At 65.0% G+C, this 25,027-nt stretch carries 23 protein-coding genes; 7 read left to right on the top strand and 16 right to left on the bottom strand.

Annotated features, from left to right (window positions below; all coding sequences use genetic code 11):
- Positions 1-160: 160 nt before the first annotated feature.
- Positions 161-493 (top strand): hypothetical protein, encoded by a 333-nt coding sequence (locus ACPJW8_RS04545; RefSeq protein ID WP_425256411.1) that lies wholly within the window; start codon positions 161-163, stop codon positions 491-493.
- 170 nt (positions 494-663) lie between these two features.
- On the opposite strand, the gene ACPJW8_RS04540 is transcribed toward ACPJW8_RS04545, so the two are convergent.
- The 13 genes from ACPJW8_RS04540 to ACPJW8_RS04480 form a co-directional block, all read right to left on the bottom strand.
- Positions 664-1,365 (bottom strand): hypothetical protein, encoded by a 702-nt coding sequence (locus ACPJW8_RS04540; RefSeq protein WP_330194291.1) that lies wholly within the window; start codon positions 1,363-1,365, stop codon positions 664-666.
- 15 nt (positions 1,366-1,380) lie between these two features.
- On the bottom strand, positions 1,381-2,064 hold the full coding sequence (locus tag ACPJW8_RS04535; protein ID WP_330194290.1) for a hypothetical protein: 684 nt from the start codon (positions 2,062-2,064) through the stop codon (positions 1,381-1,383).
- A 456-nt stretch (positions 2,065-2,520) separates the two neighbouring features.
- Positions 2,521-3,030, bottom strand: coding sequence for a mycothiol transferase (locus ACPJW8_RS04530; protein WP_330194289.1), 510 nt, complete (start codon positions 3,028-3,030; stop codon positions 2,521-2,523).
- 17 nt (positions 3,031-3,047) lie between these two features.
- On the bottom strand, positions 3,048-3,410 hold the full coding sequence (locus ACPJW8_RS04525) for a DUF1801 domain-containing protein (RefSeq protein ID WP_330194288.1): 363 nt from the start codon (positions 3,408-3,410) through the stop codon (positions 3,048-3,050).
- A 75-nt stretch (positions 3,411-3,485) separates the two neighbouring features.
- Positions 3,486-3,644 carry a hypothetical protein gene (locus ACPJW8_RS04520; protein ID WP_330194286.1) on the bottom strand — a complete coding sequence of 53 codons (159 nt, stop codon included), beginning with the start codon at positions 3,642-3,644 and terminating at the stop codon, positions 3,486-3,488.
- A gap of 215 nt (positions 3,645-3,859) precedes the next feature.
- Positions 3,860-5,356, bottom strand: coding sequence for an APC family permease (locus ACPJW8_RS04515; RefSeq protein WP_330194285.1), 1,497 nt, complete (start codon positions 5,354-5,356; stop codon positions 3,860-3,862).
- Between the two features lie 124 nt (positions 5,357-5,480).
- Positions 5,481-5,732, bottom strand: coding sequence for a helix-turn-helix transcriptional regulator (locus ACPJW8_RS04510; protein ID WP_330194283.1), 252 nt, complete (start codon positions 5,730-5,732; stop codon positions 5,481-5,483).
- On the bottom strand, positions 5,733-6,224 hold the full coding sequence (locus ACPJW8_RS04505) for a DUF2975 domain-containing protein (RefSeq protein ID WP_330194282.1): 492 nt from the start codon (positions 6,222-6,224) through the stop codon (positions 5,733-5,735).
- Between the two features lie 97 nt (positions 6,225-6,321).
- Positions 6,322-7,533 (bottom strand): formaldehyde dehydrogenase, glutathione-independent, encoded by a 1,212-nt coding sequence (gene fdhA, locus ACPJW8_RS04500; protein ID WP_330186624.1) that lies wholly within the window; start codon positions 7,531-7,533, stop codon positions 6,322-6,324.
- A gap of 198 nt (positions 7,534-7,731) precedes the next feature.
- On the bottom strand, positions 7,732-9,180 hold the full coding sequence (locus ACPJW8_RS04495) for an MFS transporter (RefSeq protein ID WP_330194281.1): 1,449 nt from the start codon (positions 9,178-9,180) through the stop codon (positions 7,732-7,734).
- An 81-nt stretch (positions 9,181-9,261) separates the two neighbouring features.
- A complete protein-coding gene (locus ACPJW8_RS04490) occupies positions 9,262-10,755 on the bottom strand; it encodes an NAD-dependent succinate-semialdehyde dehydrogenase (protein WP_330194279.1) in 1,494 nt (497 codons plus the stop codon).
- A gap of 1 nt (position 10,756) precedes the next feature.
- On the bottom strand, positions 10,757-13,822 hold the full coding sequence (locus ACPJW8_RS04485) for an FAD-binding and (Fe-S)-binding domain-containing protein (protein ID WP_330194277.1): 3,066 nt from the start codon (positions 13,820-13,822) through the stop codon (positions 10,757-10,759).
- 6 nt (positions 13,823-13,828) lie between these two features.
- Positions 13,829-15,106, bottom strand: coding sequence for an aspartate aminotransferase family protein (locus ACPJW8_RS04480; protein ID WP_330194276.1), 1,278 nt, complete (start codon positions 15,104-15,106; stop codon positions 13,829-13,831).
- Positions 15,107-15,180: 74 nt separating this feature from the next.
- Between ACPJW8_RS04480 and ACPJW8_RS04475 the strand changes: the two genes are divergently transcribed.
- From ACPJW8_RS04475 to ACPJW8_RS04460, 4 genes are read left to right on the top strand one after another with little or no spacing between them, the layout of a single operon-like run.
- Complete coding sequence (locus ACPJW8_RS04475) at positions 15,181-16,185, top strand: D-2-hydroxyacid dehydrogenase (RefSeq protein ID WP_425256454.1); 1,005 nt, start codon at positions 15,181-15,183, stop codon at positions 16,183-16,185.
- 45 nt (positions 16,186-16,230) lie between these two features.
- Complete coding sequence (locus ACPJW8_RS04470) at positions 16,231-17,412, top strand: M24 family metallopeptidase (RefSeq protein ID WP_330186618.1); 1,182 nt, start codon at positions 16,231-16,233, stop codon at positions 17,410-17,412.
- A 4-nt stretch (positions 17,413-17,416) separates the two neighbouring features.
- Positions 17,417-18,646 (top strand): PLP-dependent aminotransferase family protein, encoded by a 1,230-nt coding sequence (locus ACPJW8_RS04465; RefSeq protein ID WP_330186617.1) that lies wholly within the window; start codon positions 17,417-17,419, stop codon positions 18,644-18,646.
- Positions 18,643-19,884 (top strand): M20 family metallopeptidase, encoded by a 1,242-nt coding sequence (locus ACPJW8_RS04460; protein WP_330186616.1) that lies wholly within the window; start codon positions 18,643-18,645, stop codon positions 19,882-19,884. Before ACPJW8_RS04465 ends, ACPJW8_RS04460 begins: the two co-directional genes overlap by 4 nt.
- A 69-nt stretch (positions 19,885-19,953) precedes the next feature.
- On the opposite strand, the gene ACPJW8_RS04455 is transcribed toward ACPJW8_RS04460, so the two are convergent.
- Together ACPJW8_RS04455 and ACPJW8_RS04450 are read right to left on the bottom strand one after the other, a co-directional pair.
- Entirely contained in the window at positions 19,954-20,628 is a 675-nt protein-coding gene (locus tag ACPJW8_RS04455; protein ID WP_330186615.1) for a GntR family transcriptional regulator, read from the bottom strand.
- A gap of 166 nt (positions 20,629-20,794) precedes the next feature.
- Complete coding sequence (locus ACPJW8_RS04450; RefSeq protein ID WP_330193117.1) at positions 20,795-22,156, bottom strand: MFS transporter; 1,362 nt, start codon at positions 22,154-22,156, stop codon at positions 20,795-20,797.
- Between the two features lie 256 nt (positions 22,157-22,412).
- Between ACPJW8_RS04450 and ACPJW8_RS04445 the strand changes: the two genes are divergently transcribed.
- Complete coding sequence (locus tag ACPJW8_RS04445) at positions 22,413-23,852, top strand: MFS transporter (protein ID WP_330194275.1); 1,440 nt, start codon at positions 22,413-22,415, stop codon at positions 23,850-23,852.
- Positions 23,842-24,573 (top strand): aspartate/glutamate racemase family protein, encoded by a 732-nt coding sequence (locus tag ACPJW8_RS04440; protein ID WP_330194274.1) that lies wholly within the window; start codon positions 23,842-23,844, stop codon positions 24,571-24,573. Before ACPJW8_RS04445 ends, ACPJW8_RS04440 begins: the two co-directional genes overlap by 11 nt.
- Positions 24,574-24,624: 51 nt before the next feature.
- Here the strand turns inward: ACPJW8_RS04440 and ACPJW8_RS04435 are convergent, their stop codons facing one another.
- Complete coding sequence (locus ACPJW8_RS04435; RefSeq protein ID WP_425256410.1) at positions 24,625-24,969, bottom strand: GNAT family N-acetyltransferase; 345 nt, start codon at positions 24,967-24,969, stop codon at positions 24,625-24,627.
- Positions 24,970-25,027 lie beyond the last annotated feature (58 nt).

Below are 25,027 nucleotides of genomic sequence, written 5' to 3'. Positions count from 1 at the left end.
CAACGACACGAGGGATGGACAAGGGAATCCCAGCACGCCAAGCCACACACCGTGGCCTGCTGCTGTCCAAAAATCCTTGCCGCCGCCGGTCAAAACCACTGCCGCGAACGGTCAATCAGATTTTCCGTACCCGGTCAGTTTAAAGTTGCCGCTTACAGAAATGGCCCAGGAACTGACCGCCCTGTCCGGCGATAGCTTTCCGGCACGACACATTCGCCCCGATATCTTACTTGCGAAGCGGTCAGAGCAGGCGTTGATCATCGAGTGTAAATTCCCCTTCGAAACTGCAGACCCCGGCTACGTCGCGCAAGGTCTCTACCAAGCTTCGTTCTACGCGCAGCAACTCGCTTCCGCCTTCAAGCAGGTATCCGCATACTCCGTCGGTCCGAATGAGATCGTCCCCACACTGCAAGCGCAGTACCTGGGTAGAACACAGGTCGGACTAGCTTCATCGTCGGACGTGGAAACTATCATTCGTCGAATGCTTTCTTGAATTTACACCGCAGTTATTTTCTACCAGGCGGCACTTCGGCAGTCGTTAGATTAGTCGTGCAATCCAGGTTAGAAGTAACCAGTATATCCGAATGAGGATGACTCGTTGCACGAGGCATCCTACTAGGGTGCATGTCTGCACTGACAAGGTTCACATAAACACACAGGATACTATTCTAATGGGCGCCTAAGGGTTCTATTGGTAATTGGAATTGGAAAAATATTGCCGTCGACCATAATATCATCGACCAGCTGATACCGAGCGGCTATAATATCATGAAATGCTTGCCTTTCCTCCAGACCCTCGGTGGTTCGAAGTTCTTCATAGATCTCATGCGTACATACATAAGCGTCGATACTCTCAGGCGAATGAAACTGCACTTCACAATCTATATCCAAATCAAACCGATGCTGCAGGCTAAGAATTGCATGCAGGCCTTTATATCGAGATCCTTCATGGTAACTATTTAGGATGCTTACAACACTCATACCGTCAGAATGAACTTGTTCCAGAAATAGGGAAGCGTGCACGGACACATCGTCATGCGAGGTGGATAACACAGAGTATCTAAGGATGTCATCAATTTTACGAAGAGCGGCGCGTGCAATTTCTGCGATGCTTGCGAGTCCATCAAAAGCATAAGGGTTCATCGCTATCACGCCTTCGGCTTTGCGCTTCAGGGACTGCCAGTGCTTTAGCCGATATCGAAGGCCATGTGGTGCCGCACCTTCCGGAATTGCCGCTTGGATGGACGCCGTGACGTCTGGTTCCACAGCTCGAACTTTGACAAGAAATTCCACGATTTCAAAGAGGAACGGATCATCATGGGAATTTACTATGTCATGACTGGGCCAGTTTAATTCAGTCGTCAAGCGACAAACTTCCCGTCATGGCCTGCGCCGAAATGGAGACGATTCATCGTCCCTCGCAATGCGGGTCTCTTCCGCACGACGAGACCTCGACAACAACTTTGGGCCAAAGGCCGCTAGCGGCTTGTCTTCGAATTTGAGTATGTCACTTGTTGTGCGTCGACCAACAATCGCGCGCCCCTTCTTGGCCTTTTCAATTGAAGAAACCGCCATGTTGAGCCGGCGAAAGTTTCGAACAACCTTCTCGCGTTGGAAGTTACTGACCTCTATTGAGGATGTCGCAGTTGACCCTGAGGTCACACCTTCAGGTAGTCTTATCTGATTGTCAGAAATCCATTTCGCTATGAATTTTCGCTTTGCCGTTAGGTCGCGTGAGGCACGCAACGAAAGGCCGCGACCAAACGGGATTTTGGGGAATCGGTGTGGCCTTTCAAGGAGCATAGCTGAAACGAGCGGATTGACAGGCCTCATACAAATCGCCAGAGAACGCGCTAAGGGTGCGGGGATTTCTTGATAAAGAAGTTTCGACCTATCGGCAAAATAGTCGCGCTCCACCGCCTCGTTATATATCCATGACGAGTCGTTCGGTAAATATGTGTATACATGTCCACGCCGGACAATGCCGATGCGGGCCGTTTCAAGCTGGAACGTACTTCGTGCGTCTCCTGACGTCCGGTCGGCGATCGCTATATAAACAGTCATTTACAAGCTCCTGTCGACTTGAACCGAGCCTCAATTATATCAGCTCGCTCAAAGGCTCTCAGAAAAACCTAAGCCCAAAGTTTAGTTATAGGCAACCATACCCGCGCGGAAGTTCCGCAGCGATTTCTTTCCGGCCGGGGCCCGTCAGCTAGGGCATTACATGGAGGTAGCGAACAGTCGGCATGGATAGGAATCAAGAAGTCGGTCTCCCATGTCTGCCATGGGCGTCAATCCGTGCGGGTGCCTGCTGGACCATCCACCGACACTGACTACGACGGTGCTAGTCTCAGGAAGAGGCCGACCGCAGCTCCAAACAACAATTAAACTGTCACCTGATCCACTGGTGCTAGCGGGGTCAAATCATTCGGAGGAAGAATCCTCATTTGTAAATTTGGATGCCTGTCCGACCAGGGCTATCTGAATCGCTCAGTCCGATGTGACGGGCTAACCAAAAAGTCATTTGTGCCCGTACCCAAGCCCTTTCACGTACGCCGCCTGGCCAACGTGCTGTAGGCAGTCGGCGAAGGTGCTGACCAGTCGGACGCCCAGGGTCACGGGCGGGTCCCAGTTGGTGTCCACCACCCGGTCCAGGTCCTCGTCCGTCAGCGAGCGCAGGAACTCGATAGTCTGCCGGTGTACGGCGTCGTAATACGCCAGTAGATCAGCAGACTCGGCACGCACGGCGTCCACCTCTGCGGACGAATGCCCGTACCCGGTGTCGGACACCGGAAGGGCCAGCCCGAACCTGCCCGAAAAATCCTGAGCAGTCCATACCTCTTCCAGTCCGGCAACCTCCGCCACCTGGACGTCCTCTACGCGGCCTAAGTGCCAGATGAGCCAGGCGATCGAGTTTCCCGTACCGGCAGGCCGGCGCACTAAAGCCACAGCATCGACGCCGTCGAGCGTTTCCTCCACGGTCTCCCGGATCCTGCCGAACGTATCCAGCAGCAGTTCCTTCGATTGCATCGAACCCCTCCCCTACGTCAAGAATCCGGACAGGTCTTGGACAGGATCTCCGCCTGCCGGAGCCGGACAATCTCCTCCACCACGTCCTCCGGCAGCGGGTTCTCCGCGGAGAAGCGGATGGTCCCCTTGGACAGCGAGTACCCCTCCAGCCTGCCCGCCACCGCTTCCACCACCGCTGACGAGAACGGGAACACGGACAGGTGCTTGGCAGTGGCAACGGCCGCGATCAGGGGCTTGCCCTCAAACTTCAGCGCCGGCATCCCGTAACTCATGCCCTCCTCGGTGCCCGGTACCAGGGCCCGCGCAATTCCGATCACCCGTTCCAGGCAGCCGCGGTCCGGCTCAGGCAAAGCAGCTAAGGAATCGTCGACGGCACCCATCCAGCCAGTGTATTCCCGAGGCAGTTGCTGTTGTCCACGAGAAACTCCGGCTGCAACTGGGCAACCCGGGAGAAGCTAGTCCCCGCCGCCGGTGCCAGGCAGCTGGGCGGCTTTCAGCTCCTTGATGCGGAGCCGCAGGAAAATGATGAGCAGCACCACTGTGTACACGGCCAGCCCGGTCAGGGCGACCATCAGCAGAATGTAGAGAATCTCCAGGAATCCAAAACTAAACACGGTATTTCCCCCAATCGTCCGGGCGGTCTGCTGCCGCCAGGAGCTTCAGATGCTAGCACCACGTCAGCTGCTGAGCTCGCTCATCTGAGATGCGGCCGTACCAGCGTCCGACGCCGGCCGTCCGCACTCCGGCGGCGGCAGCACCGCCGTCGTACTTCCTTTTTAGTGCCCGGGAAGTGGTGCCCCGATTCAGCACCCGGGAGGGTCAGGGCGAATCAGTGGCCCGGGGGCGGCGGCGGGACACCCTCGTCCCGCCCGATGTTCTGCGTCCCCACCGGCTCGCCCGGATGCCCGTTGGAGCGCCGCGTGATCAGCCACGTGATGAACCACAGCACCACGCCGATCGCCATCAGCCCGCCGGCCACCTGGTACTGGATGGGGTTCCGGCCCACCCAGGGCCCGGCAAGGAACGCACACAGCAGCGCGGCCAGCAACGGCAGTTGCCCCGGCGACGTGAAGAACACCTTCCGGTTGGGATCCCGCTTCCGCCGCAGCACCACACACGCCACGTTGACCACGGTGAACACGCACAACAGGAGGAACGCCGTGGTCCCGGACAGGTTGGCCACGATGTTGCTCTTCGGATCGCTGCTCACGTACCAGATCAGTCCCAGCGCCAGCACCGTGGAGAAAACGATGCCCGCCCACGGGGTCCGCCGCACCGGCAGCACCTTGCCCAGTGCGTGCGGCAGGACATACTGCCGTGCCATCCCGTAAATCAGCCGGCTGGCCATCAGCATGTTGATCAGCGCCGTATTGGCCACCGCAAACACGGCCAGGAACGGGAAAATCCTGTCGATCGGGAAGTCCGGCGAGCCCTTATGCACCACCTCCAGCAGCGCAGCACCCTCGGCCTCGCGGATGTTCTCCAGCTCCGTGGGCGAGAGGACACTCACCACCGACACCGCCACCAGCATGTACAGGATCACCGCGATCCCCAGGCCCGTCAGCATGGTCCGCGGGAAGATCCGCTCCGGGTTCTTCGTCTCCTCCACCATGTTCACTGAGTCCTCAAAACCCACCATGGCAAAGAACGCAATGGACGTGGCCGCAGTCACCGCCAGGAACATCCCCTTGTCCTGGTAGTCCTGGAACACGAAGATCTCCCCCGGGTTCCCCGTGCCCTGCGCCATCACATAGAACCCGACGCCGATCACAATGCACAGCGCCACCACCTCCACCATGGTGAGCACCACGTTGAACTTCACGCTCTCGCCCACCCCGCGCAGGTTGATCAGCGCCAGCAGGATCATAAAACCCATGGCGACGGCGGTAATCACCCCCGGCGCGGCCTCCCCCATCCAGCCGTTGATCTCCATACCGCCAAAGAAGTTCTGCGCCAGCACATTCGCCGACGTCGACGCGCTGGTAATGCCCGAACACACCACGGCGAACGCCACCAGGAACGTGACGAAGTGGATCCCGAACGCCTTGTGCGTATACAACGCAGCCCCGGCCGCCTGCGGATACTGGGTGACCAGCTCAAGGTAGGAAAAGGCGGTGAGAGTGGCCACCACAAAGGCCAGCAGGAACGGCAGCCACACAATCCCGCCCACCGTCCCCGCCATGGTCCCGGTCACCGCATACACGCCGGCGCCCAGGATGTCGCCCACAATGAACAGGAGCAGCAGCTTGGGGCCAAGGACGCGTTTCAGCGCGGGCTCGTGGTTTTCGGGAGTGACGTCGTACACCTGATCGGACGCGGTACTCATGGTGACCTCCACAGCGAACTCACGGCTACCTGGGGAACCGTGCCCGGGCTGCGGCCACGGCGTGATCCCTTTCACTCTGGACCTCTTGCGTCACTTTGGCAACAGGTCCATTGGGGTAGGCGGGTTACCGCTCAGGCGGCAGGCCGGCGTCGTACGTTTCCGCCTCCTGGCCATCCGGCACCCAGCGCAACAGGTCCCCCGGCTGGCACTGCAGCACCTCGCAGAGCGACTCCAGTGTGGTGAAGCGGACGGCCTTGGCGCGCCCATTCTTCAGGACCGCGAGGTTGGCCGGCGTGATCCCCACCCGCTCCGCCAGCACGCCCACGGGCATCTTGCGCTTGGCCAGCAGCACGTCGATGTCCACGATGATGGGCACTCAGATCACCTCGCCCAGCTCGTTGCGCAGCTGCTGCGCCTCGGCGTCCACCGCCACTGCCTGGGCCAGCAGCGTCCGGAGCACCAGCACCAGCAACGCCACCCCGCCGATCATCAACGACGCCCCGCAGATCAGCAGCACGATCCCCGGCGCCACGTCACCCGGCGCGAGCATCACCGCAAGCGCGAAGACCAACACCGCGGCCACGGCCACCGCACCGAAAATGATGTCCACATACCTGAATGCGGCGTTGGAGAACACCGTCCCGCGGCGCACCATGGTGAGCAGCCGCCACACGCAGACGGCCGTGACCTGGACCATCAGGAGGCCCAGCACCACAATCACCAGGAACGGAATCCGCACCTCAGCGGGCGCACCAGCCTGCTCCATGTCGATGGCCACCAGGGGCACCATCCACACCTGGACGAACAACGTGCCGGCCAGTACCAACGCGAGCACAACGCGCAGCGCGAGGATGGTGAGCTTTCCCATGGGGTCTCCTTCGAGTATCGATTAACAATAGGAGTGTATCGATATTCGATGTATTGGAGCAAGCGGAGGAAAGCCCACCTCCTGTGGCAACCCCGGCTTAGTTGATGTATCCGTTCGGGTTCAGGACGTACTTGGTGGCTGCGCCGGCGTCGAACTCCGCATAGCCCTGCGGCGCGTCCTCCAACGTGATCGCCTTGGCGTTAACGTTCTTGGCGATCTGCACGCGGTCATTGAGGATGGCCATCATCAGCGACCGGTTGTACTTCATCACCGGACACTGCCCCGTCGTGAAGCTCAACGACTTTGCCCACCCGGTGCCCAGGCTCAGGCTCAGCGCACCCTTCTTCGCAGCCTCGTCAATGCCGCCCGGATCGCCCGTGACATACAGCCCCGGAATACCCAGCGCACCACCGGCCGCCGTGATCTCCATCAGCGAATTCAGCACCGTGGCCGGCGCCTCCTGCGCATCATGGCCGTGCCCGCGTGCCTCGAAGCCCACCGCGTCCACGCCGCAATCAACCTCCGGAACGCCCAGGATCTGCTCGATCTGCTCTGCCGGCCCGCCCTTGGTCAGGTCCACCGTTTCGCACCCGAAACTGCGCGCCTGGTTCAGCCTGTCCTCGTTCAGGTCACCCACAATCACGACGGCGGCACCCAGCAAATGCGCGCTGGTGGCCGCTGCGAGGCCCACCGGACCGGCGCCTGCCACGTACACCGTGGAGCCAACTCCGACGCCGGCAGTGACAGCGCCGTGGAACCCGGTGGGGAAAATGTCCGAGAGCATGGCCAGGTCCAGGATCTTCTCCATGGCCCGGTCCTTGTCCGGGAACTTCAGGAGGTTCCAGTCCGCGTACGGCACCAGCACGTAGTTGGCCTGGCCGCCCACCCAGCCGCCCATGTCCACGTACCCATAAGCACTGCCGGGCCGGTCCGGGTTCACGTTCAGGCAGATCCCGGTCTTGCGTTCCTTGCAGTTCCGGCACCGCCCGCACGCAATATTGAAGGGAACCGAGCAGAGGTCCCCCACCTTGATGAACTCAACGTCCGAGCCCACCTCAACCACCTCGCCGGTGATCTCGTGCCCCAGCACCAGATCCGGCGGGGCGGTGGTGCGGCCGCGGACCATGTGCTGGTCAGACCCGCAAATATTCGTGGCCACCGTCTTGATGATGGCGCCATGGTTAACCTTCCGGCCCACGTTCGCCGGGTTGACTCCCGGACCATCCTTGAGCTCAAACTCCGGGTAGTCGATGTCAATTACTTCAACCTTGCCAGGCGCCTTGTAAGCGACTGCCTTGTTCCCTGCCATCTGTCTTTCCTCCTTGTTCTGCCGGCCCACAGCGTTGAAGGCCGGATGAAGCATGAAGCAACTTCTGGTACACACCCCCGGGTGCAGGAACAGCCCCACCGGACAAGCTGCGGGCAGCTTCCTGGAGATAGGGGATTTTGCCAGTCTAGGCAGGACCGCGCGCAAGGTCCATGGGTAATTGGCTGGGCGGAGGAAGCCTTAGAAGCTGGCCCGCCGCGCCTCCGCGTCTTGCCGGTTCAGCTCGACGAACCGCGGCTTGGGCAGGCCTACCGAGTCGGGCAGGCCCGGGAGTTCCTCGCCGCGCAGCGTGGCCTGGGCAGTCTCCCGCATGCAGTACACGCTGACCAGGCCGATGATGCCGGCAATGGCCATGTACCAGCCCGGGACCAGCTGGTTGCCCGTGGTCTCGATGAGCTGGTTCGCGATGGTCTGCGACGGGCCGGCGAAGAACGCGGTGGAGAAGTTGTACGCAATCGCAAAGCCCGTGTACCGGACGGCCGTGGGGAACAGCGCCGGCAGGGTGGAGGACACCGAGGCCACCAGGATCACCAGGAGCAGCCCCAGGACTGCGAGGCCAAGGAACTGCAGCGCGAGGCTGTCCATACCCAGCAGCATGACGGACGGAACGGACAGCAGGGTGTACCCGCCTGCAGCAGCCATGAGCAGCGGCTTGCGTCCAACACGGTCAGACAGTGCACCCACCGGAGGGATGGCCACCAGCATCAGCGCCATGATGCCCACCAGCATCCAGTTGCCCTGCGCAGTACTGTGGCCAAGCTGCCCGCTCAGGTACGTGGGCATGTAACCAAGGATCAGGTAGAACGCCACGTTCAGGAGCACCACGAACCCGGCGAGTACCAGCAGCTGGCGCCAATTGTGCCGGAACACGTGCCGCAGCGGCGTCTTGGTCACCTCGGCGTGCTGGGCAGCCTCGGAGAACACCGGGGCCTCGATCAGCCGGGTCCGGATCCACAGTGCGGTCAGGCCCAGCGGGATGGTCAGCAGGAACGGCACCCGCCACCAACCGTCCTCCATGGCCTGGTCCCCCACCACGGCGATCAGCGACGTGCACACAATCGCGGCCAGGATAAAGCCCACCGTGGTGCCGAATTCCAGGAAGGAGCCAAAGAATCCACGACGGCGGTCCGGCGCCGATTCCGCCATGTACACGGCCGCGCCGCCGTACTCGCCGCCGGCTGAGAAGCCCTGCACCAGGCGGCAGATCAGCAGCAGCACCGGCGCCAGCAGGCCCACAGTCTCAAGCGTCGGGAGCAGGCCGATGCAGCCGGTGGCCAGCGTCATCAGGGTGACGGTCAGGACCATCACCTTCTGCCGGCCCACCCTGTCGCCCAGCGGTCCCAGGATCAGTCCGCCCAAAGGCCTTACCAGGAAGGACAGTGCCAGGGTGGCGAGGGTCAGCGTGACTCCCAGGCCGCCGTCGCCTTCTTCGGAACCGAAGAAGTTGGTGGCCATGTAGATGGTGAGGTAGCCGTAAACGCCGTAGTCGAACCACTCAACGGCGTTGCCCAGGGCTGATCCCAGGATGGACCGGTGCAGGGCCTGCTTACCTTCTGTAGTGCAGGGTTCGGACCCCGGTGCTTCCTGCGGTTCCGGCTGGTTGTTGTGCACTGCCTGTGGATTTGCCATGGCGAGTCCATCCTTCGGTTTTGCGGTTCTTTGACGCATGATTCCTTGACTCCGTTGTCTCTGGAAGTGTGGGTGGTAGGGTCAGCCGCGCGGGACGGCCATGTATTTGGTCTCCAGGAATTCCTCGATGCCTACGCGTCCGCCCTCGCGTCCAAGACCGGAAGCCTTGATGCCGCCAAACGGCGCGGCCGGGTTGGACACAATCCCGGTGTTCAGCCCCACCATGCCCACTTCCAGGGCGTCGCCCATCCGGAAGCCGCGGTCCACGTCCTGGGTGAACAGGTAGCCCACCAGCCCCCACGGGGTGTCGTTGGCCAGCCGGGTGACTTCTTCCTCGGTGTCGAACGGGATGACGGGTGCCACCGGACCAAAGATTTCCTCGCTCATCAGGTTCGATTCGGAGTTGACGCCGGAGAGCACCGTCGGGGTGAAGAAGTAGCCGGGGCGGTCCGGGCGGGAGCCGCCGGTGACCACCGTGGCGCCCTTGGCCACGGCGTCATCCACCAGTTCCTGCACCTTGGTGAGGGCTTTCTCTTCAACGAGGGGTCCGACGTCGGTCCCGTCCTCTGCGCCATCGCCCACCGAGAGCGCACCCAGGCGGGCAGCGAGCTTCCGGGCGAATTCGTCGGCCACAGAACGCTGCACAAAAAGCCGGTTCGCGGCCGTGCAGGCCTCGCCCATGTTGCGCATCTTGGCTGCAACGGCGCCTTCGACGGCCCGGTCCAGGTCCGCGTCCTCGAACACGATGAACGGTGCGTTGCCGCCCAGTTCCATGGAGGAGCGCATCACGTGCTGGGAGGCCTGCTCCAGCAGCTTCACACCCACGGCGGTGGATCCGGTGAAGCTGACTTTGCGGGCGATTCCGCTGGACATCCACGGCGAGACAACGTCTGAGGCCTTGGTGGTGCACACGACGTTGAGCACACCCTTGGGCAGCCCGGCTTCGATGAGGATGTCCGCCAGCGCCAGGGAGGACAGCGGGGTGAGGTTGGCGGGCTTGAACACCATGGTGCAGCCGGCGGCGATGGCGGGCCCGATCTTCCGGGTGCCCATGGCCAGCGGGAAGTTCCACGGCGTGACCAGGACACAGGGGCCCACCGGTTCCTTGGACACCAGGATGCGGTTCTTGCCGTCGCCGGTGGTGGTCAGGTCCCCGCCAATGCGCACGGCTTCCTCGGAGAACCAGCGGAAGAATTCGGCGGCGTAGGCCACCTCGCCCTTGGCCTCGGCGAACGGCTTGCCCATCTCGCTGGTCATGATCAGGGCCAGCTCGTCCTGGCGGGCCATGATCAGGTCATAGGCACGGCGCAGGATTTCGCTGCGGACGCGCGGCGGAGTCTTGGCCCACTCCTTCTGGACGCGTCCTGCGGTTTCAATCGCCCGGCGGGCGTCTTCGGGGCCGCCGTCGGCCACCGTGGCGATGACCTCTTCCGTGGCGGGATTGACGACGTCGAACCGGGCACCGGAGGCGGCCTCGGCCCACTCGCCGTCAATCAGCAGGCCGGTACTGACCTTGGCGATGGCGTCGAGCGCACGCTGCGAGGTTCGGGCGGTCTGGGTGGTCTGGGATGTCATGTCAGGAATCCTTTGTGTTGTTGAAGTCTGTTGGGCGATCAGTCTGTTCGCCTGGATCAAGGAGTTGGGCCAGGTGGCGGCCCGGCCGGGAGTCGTCGAGCTGTTTGACCTGCATGGCGCAGGAGAAGCCGTCCGTCAGCACCACGGAACCGGCTCCGGTGCTGCGAAGTGCCGGCGCCAGGGCCTGTTCGGCCACCAGCATGCTGACGTCGTAGTGCTCTTTTTCGAAGCCGAAGTTGCCGGCCACCCCGCAGCATCCGGGGGCATCCAGGACGTTGGAAACCCCGACGGCGGCCAGCGCGGCTTTCTGCGTTCCCGCACCAAAGACGGAGTACTCGTGGCAGTGCGTCTGCAGGACCACCTGCTCCGGCAGCGGTTGCGCGGGAGCCGGGGTCCAGCCGGCGGCCGCGAGCTCGCCCACGTGACCGGCGAAGCTCCGCACCCTGGCCGCCACCCGGCGGGCCTGATCCGTGTGAACCAGCTCCGGGAGGTCCTTCCGGAGGGCAGCGGCGCAGCTCGGCTCCACCACCACAATCGGCCGGTCCGTACCGTCGTCCAGCACTTCTGCGGCGTTGACCATCAGCTTTTTCGCGGTGTCCAGCTGGCCCGTGGAAATCCAGGTCAGTCCGCAGCAGGCGTCAGCCGAACAGGTCACCGGCTCCCCTGCCCCGGCCAGTACCCGGGCAGCTGCTCCTGCCACTTCAGGCCGGAAGCCGCGGGTGAAGGTATCCACAAACAGGACCACGCCTTCGGCAGCCGGGCGGGTTCCGCCGTCGTGCCTTCCCGGCTTTCCGGAAGTTCCGGAAAGCACACCGGCAGCAGCCACCTCGCGGCGCCATTCCCCCGCACCGGCGAACCGGGGCATGGAGCGGTGCGTGGTGAGGCCGCCCAGCACCGCGGCCACTTTGGCCAGCGGGGTGGCCAGCACGGCGTTCACCAGCGGCGCCACCCGCCCGGTGACCTTGAGCCACCGCGGAAGCCAGCCGAGCGAGAAGTGGGACCTGGGGCGGCGCTTGCCCCGGTAGTAGTGGTCGAAGAATTCGGACTTGTAGGTGGCCATGTCCACGCCCGTGGGGCAGTCAGTGGAGCAGGCCTTGCAGGAGAGGCACAGGTCCAGGACCTCGCGGACCTCCTCCGACTTCCACCCTTCCTCGACAGTCCGGGCGCCGCGGACCATCTCCTGCAGCACGCGGGACCGGCCACGGGTGGAATCCTTCTCGTCCCTGGTGGCCCGGTAGCTGGGGCACATCACGCCGCCGGTGTCCGTACGGCAGCGGCCCACCCCGATGCAGCCCTGGACCGCATGCACCCAGGGATCAGTTCCGCTGCCCTCGGAGGTGGCGGGATCATCCCCTTCCGTGGCCGAGCCGCCGCCGGAGTGCAGTGGACGCAGGTCAAAGCTGGTGCGCCATTCGCGGTCCGGAACACCCTCAAGCGCCAGGTTGGCATCCATGGGGTCCGGGTCGGTGAGCGAACCGGGGTTGAGGATCCCCGACGGGTCCCACAGCCGGCGGTAGGCGGTGAAGGCCTCCAGCATCTGCGGCGAATACATCAGCGGCAGCAGCTGCGAGCGCGCCCGGCCATCGCCGTGTTCGCCGGAGAGCGAGCCGCCGTGCCGGACCACCAGTTTGGCGGCCTCAGCCGTGAAGGTCCGGAAGACCTCCCGGCCTTCGGCGGTACGGAGGTCGTAGGTGATGCGGATGTGCATGCAACCGGCCCCGAAGTGCCCGTACATCACGCCCTGCAGCCCGTAGTGGTCAAGGAGGGTGCGGAAATCCGCCAGGTAGTCGGCCAGGTTTTCCGGGGCCACGGCGGAATCCTCCCACCCGGGCCATGATTCGCCGCCGGTGGACAGGCGGGAGGACAGGCCTGCGCCGTCTTCCCGGACCCGCCACAGCGAGGCCCGTTCCACCAGCTCCGGAACCGGCCGGCCTTCGACCAGCCGGCCGTTCGCCTTCAGCCGTTCCAGGAGCAGCTTCGCCTGCGCGGCCACCTCTTCCGGGTTGTCCCCGTCCAGGTCCACGTACAACCAGGCCTTGCCCTCCGGCAGGCCCAGCACCGCCCCCTCGCCGCGGCGGAACCGCATGGTGTCCACGATTGCTTCGTCAATGCCTTCGACGGCGGCGGGCCGGAATTCGAGGATCGTCCCGATATCCCTGGCCGCGTCCACCACATCCGCGTAGCCCAGGCACACCAGCAACGCACTGGCCGGCTTGGGCACCAGTTTCATCCGGGCACCGGTGATGATGACGCAGGTGCCTTCCGAACCCACCAGTGCCCGGGCCACGTTGAAGCCCTTCTCCGGCAGCAGGTTGTCCAGGTGGTACCCGGACACCTGCCGCTGGATCCGGCCCAGCTCCACCCGGAATTCAGCCAGGTTGCTGTGGACCAGTTCCTTCAGCGAATCGGTGAGGGCCGCCGCGCGGGCCTCGGCTGCCGCGTCCCCCGGATGCGTGGCGCGGACTTCCGTGGCAGTGGCGGTGAGCCGGGCGCCGTCGGAAGTGACGACGTCGAGCTCCACCACATGGTCAGAGGTGCGCCCATACCGCACGGAGTGATTACCGCAGGCATCGTTGCCCAGCGCACCGCCCACGGTGGCGCGGTTTTTCGAGGACGGGTCCGGGGCGAAGGTGAACCGGTTACCGGTGGCCTTCTCCACGTCGCGGGACAGCACGGCCAGCACCACGCCCGGGTCTACGGACACGGTGCCGGCGGCTTCGTCGATCGTGTGGATCCTGTTCATGTGGCGGGAAAAGTCCAGCACCACACCAGGCCCGATCGCGTTCCCGGCCATGGACGTTCCGCCGCCGCGGCTGACCAGCGGGGTCCCCGTCTCCCGGCACACGGCCAGCGTGGCCACCACCTCATCCGCCGAGCGTGGAAACACCACTGCCAGCGGCTGCACCCGGTAATTGGACGCATCGTAGGAGTACTCGGCCAGCCGCCGCGCGGAACTGTCCGCGCTGATCCCGGCCGCCGCCAGCCTGTCCAGCACGCCCCGGTGCGCCGCGCCGGCAGCTGCCGGTCCGAAGTCGTGCGTTGCGTCAGGCAGGGAAGAGACAGTCATTGCCGCTCAGGATCCTGCCGCTGCGGGGACGGCACCAACAACGGCGCCCACAGCCGCCTCGAACCGCTCCAGGCCCAGGGAGATTTCCTCCGGCGTCACCACCAGTGCCGGGATCAGCCGGACCACGTTGCCTGCAGGACCACAGGTCAGGGTCAGCAGTCCCTGGTCAGTGGTGGCCTGCTGGACTGCCGCGGCGGTGGCGGAATCAGGTTTGCCGTCCTGGCCGGTGAACTCGATGCCCTGCATCAGGCCGCGGCCACGGACATCGCCGATCACCGGGAAGCGCTGCTGGATTTCCTTCAGGCCCGCCTGCAGCTGTTCACCGCGGATCCGGGAGTTTTCCACCAGGCCCTCTTCCTTGACCACCTCGAGTGTGGCGACGCCGGCGGCGGCAGACACTGCGTTGCCGCCGTAGGTGCCGCCCTGGGAACCGGGCCACGCCTTGGACATGGTCTCGGTGGACGCGGCGATCGCGGAGATGGGGAAGCCGGAGGCAATGCCCTTGGCGGTGATGATGATGTCCGGGGTGGCCTGGGAGTACTGGTGGCCCCAGAACTTGCCCGTGCGGCCAACGCCGGCCTGGACCTCGTCGAAAATCAGCTGGATGCCGTACTTGTCAGCACGCTCACGCAGGCCCTCCATAAAGGCCGGCGGCGTGGGGAGGTAGCCGCCGTCTCCCAGAGCCGGTTCGATCAGGAACGCGGCGGTGTCATTGGGCGCTGCGCGGGTCTGGAGCAGGTAGTCCAGTTCCTGCAGGGCAAATTCGACGGCGGCCGCTTCGTCCCAGCCGTAGCGGTAGGCGTAGGGGAAGGCGGACATGTGGACCCCGGACATCAGCGGCGAGAAGCCGGCGGAGAACTTGGTGCCGGCTGTGGTGAGGGACGCGGCGGCGACGGTGCGGCCGTGGAATCCACCCTGGAAGACGACGATGTTGGGGCGGGCCGTGGCCATCCGGGCCAGGCGGATGGCGGCCTCGACGGCTTCTGAACCGGAGTTGGCGTAGAACACCGAGTCCAGCCCGGCCGGGAGCACCTCGCCCAGCTTCTCCGTCAGTTCCAGCAGCGGCTGGTGCATCACCGTGGTGTACTGCGCGTGGATGATCTTGCCCACCTGTTCGCGGGCGGCCGCCACAACTTTGGGGTGGCAGTGGCCGGTGCTGGTCACACCGATTCCGGTGGTGAAGTCCAGGTAGTCTTTGCCGTCCGTCCCGTAGATCCAGCTGCCAAGGGCGTGGTCCACGACGACGGGCGTTGCTTGCTTGAGTGCGGGGCTGAGGGAAGTCATATCCCCATGATGCAGGTCACATCTGTTTATTGTCAACAATCCTAATATCGCGTAAGGTTTGTGGTGTGAGTAACATTCCTGATGCCCTTTCCGGCGTACCCACCGGAACGCACCGTCCCCGGGTGGTGGTCCTCGAAGCTGAAGGCCAACCCCGCCCCTTCAATCTTCCGGAGATCGAGCAGCTCGCGGACGTCACCTTCACCACGGCGGACAGGCTCGGCGCAGCCGCGCAGGGAGCAGACGTCCTGTTCCTCTGGGACTTCTTCTCCTCGGCCCTCAAGGATGCCTGGCCACATGCCGATTCCCTCAAATGGGTCCACGTGGCTGCGGCCGGCGTGGACGCCATGATGTTCGAGGAGCTCCGCGCCTCCGACGTAGTGGTCACCAACGCCCACGGCACGTTCGACAGGCCCATCGCGGAATTCGTGCTGGCCTCGATCCTTGCCCATGACAAACAGCTGCACCGCAGCAAGTCCCTCCAGCAGCAACACACCTGGCAGCACCGTGAGCTCACCCCCACCGAAGGGAGCCGGGCCCTGGTGGTGGGAACCGGCGGCATCGGCCGGGCCACGGCCAGGCTGCTGCGGGCGGTGGGCATCGAGGTCCGCGGAGTGGGCCGCACGGCCCGGACGGACGATCCGGATTTCGGCACTGTATACAGCAGCGAAGACCTTGCCCGCCATGTTGGCTGGGCAGACCACGTGGTCCTGATCGCCCCGCTGACCGAACAGACCCGGAACATGCTGGACGCCCAGGTGCTGGCCGCCATGAAGCCCAGCGCCCACCTCATCAACGTGGGCCGCGGCGCGCTGGTTGACGAAGCCGCGGTGATCGCCGCCCTCCGGGAGGGGCTGATTGCGGCGGCATCACTGGACGTGTTCAACGAAGAGCCCGTCCCGGCGTCGCACCCGTTCTGGGAGCTGGAGAACGTCCACATGTCCGCGCACATGTGCGGTGATGTGGTGGGCTGGCGGGACACCCTGGCCCGGCAGTTCCTGGCAAACCTGCGGCGCTGGAGCAGCGGTGGCGCCCTGGAGAACGTGGTCAACAAAGAACGCGGCTACGTCAGCACCAGCTGACAGGCCTGCCCCAAATTTCCCCAGCAACAAATCGGAGGTGGCTCTTTGCTGTTCAGCCAAGAGGAGTATGACGCCCGGCTCGCGGGCGTGCGGCTGCGGATGGCCAAGCAGGGGCTTTCGGCCCTGCTGGTGACCGATCCCGCCAACATCTATTACCTGACCGGCTACAACGCCTGGTCCTTCTACACACCGCAGCTGGTGTTCGTCCCCGCGGACGGGCCCATGATCCTCTTCGCCCGCGCCATGGACGCCGGCGGCGCCTTCCGCACCACCTGGCTGCCGGAAGACTGCATTGTGGGTTACCCGGAGCAGTACGTGCACCGCCCGCACATCCACCCGTTCGACTGGGTGGCCTTCGCCCTCCGCGAGCGCTACCTCATCGCGCCGGCGGCGAAGGGCTGCGTGGGCCTGGAAATGGACTCGCACTTCTTCTCCCCCAAGGCGTACCGCTCCCTGGTAAATGCCATTCCGGAGTGGACCCTGGTGGACAGCTTCGAGCTGGTCAACTGGGTCCGTTCGGTGAAGTCCCCCGCGGAAGTCCAGCTGATGCGCGGCGCTGCGCAGGTGTGCATGGCGGCCATGCAGGCGGCGGTGGAAACCATCGACGTCGGCGTGCGGCAATGCGATGCGGCGGCGGCCATCAGCCAGGCCCAGATCCGCGGCGCCAACGGTGTTGGCGGTGACTACCCCGCGATCGTGCCCATGCTGCCCACCGGCGAGGCCGCAGACACCCCGCACCTGACGTGGAGCGAGGACCGGTTCGAACCCGGCCAGGCCGTGGTGGTGGAACTGGCCGGCGCCCATCACCGCTATCACGCACCCCTGGCCCGGACCATCACCCTTGGCAAAAAGCCGGAGCGCCTGGCCAAACTTTCAGACGCCGTCGCCGATGGCCTGAACGCCGTCCTCACCGAGGTGCAGCCGGGAGTTCCGGTCCGCGAACTGGCCCGGGCCTGGAACTGGACACTGGCCAAGTACGGGCTGGAGAAGCCCTCCCGGATCGGCTACTCGATCGGCATCGGCTACCCGCCGGACTGGGGCGAGCGCACCATCTCCATCCGCTCCGAAGAGGAATCGGTCCTCGAGGAGAACATGACCTTCCACGTCATCGGAGGCATGTGGATGGACAACTACGGCTACGAACTCTCCGAATCGATCCGCGTCACCTCAGACGGCGTCGAAACCTTTACCAGCTTTCCCCGTGAACTGATCCAGAAAGGCGGTTAGGCCCATGACCTCCGCACCCCGTACCCTCCCGCTGGCTGACCGTGCAGCGGACCTGGTTGGCTCCGTCATCGACTCCAGCACCTCGCTGCTCGCCGCCCAGACCCACGACATTGTCCGTTTCGCCATGGGCTCCCCCGCTGACGAAGCCGTACCCCTGGAGGAATTCCGGGACATCGCAGCCCAGGTGCTGGACCACAGCTCCATGACCTACGGCGCCACCGAGGGCGAGCCGGTCCTTTTGAAGGAGCTGGTGAAGTACCTGGCCGGCACCTCGGACCCCACCACCGAGGAACGGGTCACCATCACCGCCGGCGGCATGCAGGGCCTGGACCTGGCCTGCAAGATCTTCATCAACCCCGGCGACCTCGTGATCGTGGAAAGCCCCACCTACACCAACGGCAGCGCCACGGCCCTGAGCTACGGGGCGCAGCTGCTCGAGGCACCCGTGGACGAACACGGCCTGATCGTGGAGGCGCTGCCGGAGCTGGTTGCCGCAACCGGCCGCACTCCCAAAGCCATCTACACCATCCCCAACTTCCAGAACCCCTCCGGCGTCACCCTTTCCCTGCCGCGCCGGCACCAGCTGCTGGAGCTCGCCCACGAATGGAACGCCGTCATCATTGACGATGACCCCTACGGCCTGCTCCGCTTCCAGGGCGAGGACCTGCCGTCCTTCCAGGCCCTCAGCCCGGGCGACCCCCTGCTGTTCTCCGTCCGCACGTTCTCCAAGATCCTGGCCCCGGGGCTGCGCGTGGGTTGGGTGGACACGGATCCGGCCCTGCGCCAGCTGGTGATCAACGCCAAGCAGGCCATGGACACCTGCACCAACGTTCCCGCCCAGCACATCGTGGCCGAGTTCATCCGCCGCGGCGGCCTGGACAACCACCTGGCCGGCCTCCGCGTCGAATACAAGCGGCGGAAGGACGCCATGCGCGCCAACCTGGAACGCCACCTGGGCTCCCGCGTCACTGCCACCGACCCGGAGGGCGGCTTCTTCCTCTGGCTCACGCTGCAAGGCGAGGACGCACGGATCTCCACCCGGAAGCTGTTCGAAACCGCGCTCGCCGAAGGAGTTGCCTTCATCCCCGGGCCCGCACTGTCCGCCGGCGGAAAGTTCGACGACGCCCTCCGCCTCTGCTTCGCATCCACCACTCCGGAGCGGGCCGAGGAAGGCATCATCCGGCTTCGCAATGCGATGGACCGCGAACTGGCTGCCGTGAAGGCCTCCGCATGAGCGGTGCTTCCGGCCCGGCTGCCGGGTCCGCCCCTGCGTCGCTGTCACTCGAGCAGGAGCTCGAGCAGGAGGTGCTGGGCCTGATCAGCGAATCCGCCTTGGTCTCCTTGACCACGGACCTGGTGGCCGCCGCGGGCGAGAACCCCGGCGGCACGGAAGAGGCCACTGTGGCGGTGCTGCGGGACTTCTGCCTGCGCGCCGGCCTGGAAGTCTCCACCCAGGACGTTGCCCCGGGGAGGCCCAACTTCACCGCCGTCCTCCCCGGCGGTGACCGGCCGGGGCTGCTCTTCCTGGGGCACTCCGACGTCGTTCCTGCAGGGCCCGGTTGGGACCTGCCGCCGTTTGAGCCGTACGTCCGCGACGGCCGTTTGTACGGACGCGGTTCCACGGACATGAAAGGCGGGCTGGCCGCCGTCGTGATTGCCCTTGCCGCGCTCAAGGAGGCAGGCGCCGGGCTGCCCGGCAACATGGCGCTGGCCTGCACGGTGGATGAGGAGGACCTGGGCCTTGGCATCCGGGCTTTCACACCCGCCGCGCTGGCTGATCCCGGATTTTCATACTCCGCGTGCGTAGTGGCGGAGCCCACCGACCTTGAGACGGTGATCGGCTGCCGGGGCGACAGCTACATCGAGCTGAAAGTCACGGGCAAAGCCGCGCACTCCGGGCGGCCGGCAGACGGCCGCAACGCGATCGATGCCGCGGCGAAGATCCTGGCCCTGGTACGCGAAGACCACGCGCGGCTCCAGGAGACGCTGGACCCGCTGCTGGGGGCCGGCAGCTGGAACATCGGGTTGATCAACGGCGGCAGCGGAACCTCCATGGTGGCTGCCGAATGCACGGTTTCCCTGGACCGGAGGCTGATGCCCGGCGAGGACGCCGCGGCCATCCTGGACCGGCTCCTGGCCAAGGTCAGTGAGGCCGGGATTGACACCGACGGCATCTCGGTGGAGGCCGCCGTCACCATGGAAATGCCCGGTTTCCGGACTCCGGCGGAGCACCCCCTGGTAGTGAATTCGGTGGCAGCACTGGCGGATGCCGGCGTCGAAAGTGCCGTGACGGGCTGGACCGCCGCCTGCGACGGCGGGTTCATTTCACGGGACCTGGGCATCCCCACGATCGTGATGGGCCCTGGCGGACTGAACGACCAGGCACACCAGGTCGACGAGTCCGTCAGCGTCGCCGAGCTGGTGGCGGCCTCCCGCGCTTACGCCCTGATGTGCCTGCGCCACGGAACCTAAGCCGCCCCCTCCCCCAACTGAGTCGCAGTTGTTGCCCTTTACAGCCGTGTAAAGGGCAACAAATGCGACCTAGTTGGGCGGGGTGTCCGCGCCGGGGGTGAGCCGCTGCAGGGCGTCCTCCATGTGGCTCACCAGCAGCTTTCCAACGAGTTCGGTATCGCCCTGGGCCAGGGCATCGGCGATGGCGGCATGCTCGGCCACGCGGGTTTCCGGGTCCGGGTACTTCTTTTCCAGGGCGGTCAGGCACATCCGGGTTTCCGTCAACAGCGTGTTGTGCATCCGGGTCAGCCGGGGGCTCTCCGCCGCTGAGACGAGCGCTTCGTGGTACTCCATGTCCGCCTCCGACATGGCGTCCAGGTCCCCCTTGTCCGCGGCTTTTTTCATGTCCTTCACCACGTCCCGGAGGCGGGCAGCAATCGAAGCGGTTCCCTTTTGCAGGATCAGTTCCGCTGCCGCACGCTCGACGGCGGTGCGCGCCACGTACATGTCGCGGACTTCCTCGTCCGTCATGGTGATCACAAAAAGACCGCGGTTGCGGATGCTGATCAGCAGGCCTTCCTGGGTGAGCCGCTGCATGGCCTCGCGGAGGGGGCCCCGGCTGACGCCCAGCTCACGCGCCAGCTCTGCCTCGCCCAACTGGGCGCCGGGGGGAATCTGCCCCCGGCCGATCGCGTGACGAAGCTTCCCGGCAATGATGGACGGCGTTGACTCACGCACCACCGGCTCAAACCTCTGCATGACCATATTTCTCCCCTTGCGGGGGTCCGCCGGCGCCTGACGAGTGCCGTTGACCCCTTCCATCCGGGCCCTGGGAGGTCCCGTAAACTGTCTACAATCCTACAGCAGGCATCCGCCGGGCGGCGAGATTATGCGCCCAATCCAATGCCGGGCCACCGAAGAGAAAGCCCGCCTACGCTTCCCGGCCGCGCCAGAACAGGGCCAGCACCACGACCACCACGCTCAGTCCCAGCATCACCAGCACCATCACACCCCAGTTGGCCTGGTTGATTCCCGGCCCGTACAGCACGCCCACCAGCACGGTGGACCCGATCGCTCCGACGTACCTGCAGGTCTGGAAAATCCCGGCAGCCACTCCCCTGTCCTCGGGCCGCGTAGACACCAAAAGCCCCTGGTTGGCGGCGTTGCTCACCACCCCGTAGGGAATTCCCGTGAGCGCGGTGAGGAGCAGCACCAGTGGCGGCCAGAAGGAGACCGTCAGCAGGCCCAGCGCACCGGTGGCGAGCGCCAGGGACAGCACGCCAACCAGCAGCACGGGCCGCACTCCGAAGCGGTCGATCATCCGTGCGGTCATCGGCGTCACCAGCACAGACGCGGCGGCCAGCGGAAGCATCAGGAAACCCACAATGCCGGGATCAAACCCGCCCGCTTCCTGCAGCAGCTGCGGCAAGCCGAAGAACGCGAAGTAGTACACCCCGCTGAACACCGCGAACAGCAGGTATACCAGGAGCAGCGGCCGGTTCCTGCCCAGCAGCCGCAAGTCCAGGAACGGCGGGCTGAACTTCAGCTCACGCCAGGCGAACACGGCGGACAGCACCACAGACCCGCCCAGCAGCCACCAGCGGTAGCCAGGAACGGCGTCGAGCATTGCCATCATTCCCAGCACCAGCGCCGCCACAAAGGCCAGGATCCCCGGGATATCCGAATCCCGCATCAGCGCGGACAGCTTCCCGGTCTCACGTTCGACGTCGGCCGGTGCCGCGCGCCTGACCAGCACCATCGCGATAATCGCCAGCGGGACGTTGAGGATAAACAGCGCCTCCCAGCCCACCAGGCTCACCAGGACACCGCCGACCACCGGACCCACCGCGGCCGCGGAGGTGTTCGCCATCTGGAGGCGGCTCATGGGCAGGGTGGAGGGCGTCCGGGCCAACCGGCTCAGCTCGGCCACCATCACCACGGCGCTGGGAAACGCCGTCGCCGTCCCAACTGCCATCACCACCCGTGCCACGCACAGCAGGAAGAAGTTGGGCAGGAACGGCGCGACGGCGCAGCTGACCACTACCAGGAGCATGCCAAAGCTGAACAGCCGCTGCGGGCCAAACCTGTCCGCCAGCCTGCCCATCAGCGGCTGGCCCGCCGCTGATGCCAGGTAAAACGAGGTGATTACCCAGGTGACAGTGGCGACGTCCAGCCCGAAATCCTCGCGCAGCACCACCAGCGCCACCGCGAACATGGACGAGTTCAGCGGATTCAGAGAGGCGCCAAGGCTGAGCGCCAGAAGGGCCAGGCCGGGGCGGGGTTGCGTGCTCACAGGAATCAGTCTGCAGCACCCGGGCGCGGACTCCCCAACCCAGGCCGCGCGAACCCTCCCGGCCACACCTGGCCGGTCACACTTCGCCGGTATACCAAACCATTGACGCCCCGGGCCCACGGATGTAACCTAACTCACATCTTCCTTAATGTGGATAAGCGATTTCACATCATGGAAACACTTCGGACACGCATCCAACATCAGAACATCAGAGCCTTGAACCTCAACGACGAGGAACCTTCCTAGGAGAGCGACTGTGGAAAACAGGACAACGCCGGAGGCGGCCGGTGCAACACGCACAGGCACCCTGGCCAAGCAGATTGAAGGCGCCTACCAGCGCATCGGTGTCACGGGGGCACACCGGCAAATTGTTTTTATGATCCTCCTGGGCGTCTTCTTCGACGCCCTTGAACAGAACGCCGTAGGCATCACCGGCCCGGTACTGCGCGAGGCCTGGGGCCTGGGCGCCGGCGAGATCGGCCTGCTGAACACCATGACCTTCACGGCCACCGCGCTGGGCCGGCTGGCCACCGGCCTGATCGTGGACAAGTACGGCCGCCGCCAGATGCTGGTCATCAACCTCATCATCTTCGCGGGCGGTTCGTTGCTGTGCGCCATTGCTCCGAACTATCCGATCCTCGCCGCCGGAAGGTTCGTCGTCGGCTTCGGCCTGGGTGGCGAAATCGCCGTAGCCGTGATCATGATGGCCGAGTTCTTCGCCGCCAAGCACCGCGGCACCGCAGTGGGCCTCATCAACGTCACCGCGGCGGGCCTTGGCAACATGCTGGCCCCGGCATTCGGCATCCTGGTGTTCACGCTGTTCGACGGCCCGGACAAGTGGCGCTGGGTCTTCGGCCTCCTCTTCATTCCCGCCATCCTGGTGATGTTCTTCCGGCGCTACGTCCCGGAAACGCCACGCTTCCTGGCTTCCAAGGGCCGCCTGGACGAGGCCAACATGGTGATCACCCGGCTGGCCCGCGGCAAGCTCTCCGGCAAGATCGAGGACCCCGAGGTCTACATCACCGCCGTCCCCGGTCCCGCCGTCACCCAGACCACGGGCCACTGGAAGGACGCACTCCAGGGCCGGCTGCTCAAGCGGACAGTCCTGCTGTGCATCGCCGTCTGCATGTCCTACGCCGCCCAGATTTCCATGCTCACGCTGATGCCCACCATCCTGGTTTCGCAGGGCTACGCCGTGAACACCAGCCTGTGGTTCACGCTGATCATGCAGTCCGGTTCGCTGCTGGGCGCCTGCACCGCCGCGTTCCTGGCCAGCCGTGTGCCCCGCAAGAAGGTCCTCACCGCGGCCGCCATACTGGGCTGCGTGGCCGGACTTTCCATGGCGTTCCTGGCCAGCAGCATCGTCCTGGTGGTGGCGTTCGGCGTGCTGTTCAACTTCGCCGTGATCATCCTGAACACCACCATCTGGCTCTTCGCCCCGGAGCTCTACCCCACCCGGACCCGCGGCTTCGGCACGTCGATCATCCTCGCTGCGGGCTCCCTCTCCGGCGGCCTCTTCCCCCTGATCTCCGGCGTCATTTTCGACTCCGCCGGCCTCCTGGGCATGTTCGCCACCCTGGCCGGACTGTTCATCATCCTGGGCATTGTGGTGCAGTTCCCGCCGGAAACGTTCGGCAAGCCCCTGGAGGAAGACGCCACCGAGACCGAAGACGACGGTGCCATCTATGGGCACTGACCAGACGTTCGACGGCGGGACGCAGGCTGCTGCTTCCCGCCGCCGGGCGGTGCTCCTCATCAATCCGAACACCAACAAGGCCACCACGGCGTTGATGACCGGGCTGGCACGTGAGGTGCTGCAGCCGCGGGGGTTCGGCGTCGTAGGCCTCACCGCAGCCGCAGGCCCGGCCATGATCACGGACCCGGACGCCCTGGCCGAGTCCGCCATCCACGTCCAGCTGGCCGCGCGGCACTACCTGGACGGGCCCGACGGCGGTGACGTCGCCGCGGTGATCGTCGCGGCCATCGGCGACCCCGGCCGGGCCGAACTGGAGAAGGACCTGGACGTGCCCGTGGTGGGAATCGGGCAGGCATCCGTCCTCGCGGCAGCAGCGGACGGGCGGCGGTTCGGGATGGCTACCAGCACACCCCTGTTGGCCGACGCTCTGGGCAAGCTCGTGGCAACCCATGGCAAAGCCGGGCTGTTCACCGGAGTCCGGCTGACGCCGTCGGAACCCCTGGTCCTGGCCGCGGACCCGGAACAGCAGTTCCACGAACTTGCCGCCGCCGTCCAGGAGTCAGTGGACGACGGCGCTCAGGCCGTGATCATCGCCGGCGGGCCACTCAGCGAAACGGCGCGGCGGCTGGCTCAGGTGTCCACGGCGCGGATCATCGAGCCCATCCCCAGCGCGTGCGGCCGGGTGCTGGAACTGCTGGCAGTGGCGGTACCGGGCGATTAAGCCCCCTGGCGCCGCCTGCCTCCCCCGTCGCGGATCAGGCCCTGTACCGGATCAGTCCCGGTGCAGGGCCGATTCCAGGAACTGCAGGTGCTCGGGGGTGACGGCCACCACGGAAGCGTCGTACTCGTGGTGGCGGCTGACGTACTTCTTGATGAACGGGCACACCGGAACGATTTCCAGGCCGTCAGCCACCGTGGCGTTCAGGGCCTCCGAGGCGAGGGTCAGTCCCAGGCCCTGCCCGCCATATTCCTCATTGACCACTGTGTGGTAGAAAATCCGCTGCGGAGAGCTGCCCCCGGTGTACTCCTGGTACGCGGCCTTGCCAATGACCTTGCCGCCGTCGAGCAGGTCAAAGCGGTGGCGCGCGGCATTCTGGCTGACGGTGATCTCAGTCATGTCTCTCCTTTGTTCGGGTGTCCTAAGCCAGTTTGCCTCATCCGGTCCGGGGCCCGGT

The sequence above is a fragment of the Pseudarthrobacter sp. J47 genome, from assembly GCF_049810315.1.
Taxonomy (GTDB): domain Bacteria; phylum Actinomycetota; class Actinomycetes; order Actinomycetales; family Micrococcaceae; genus Arthrobacter.
Note: the sequence above shows the minus strand (reverse complement) of the source record. Positions and strands in the feature narration are given on the sequence as shown.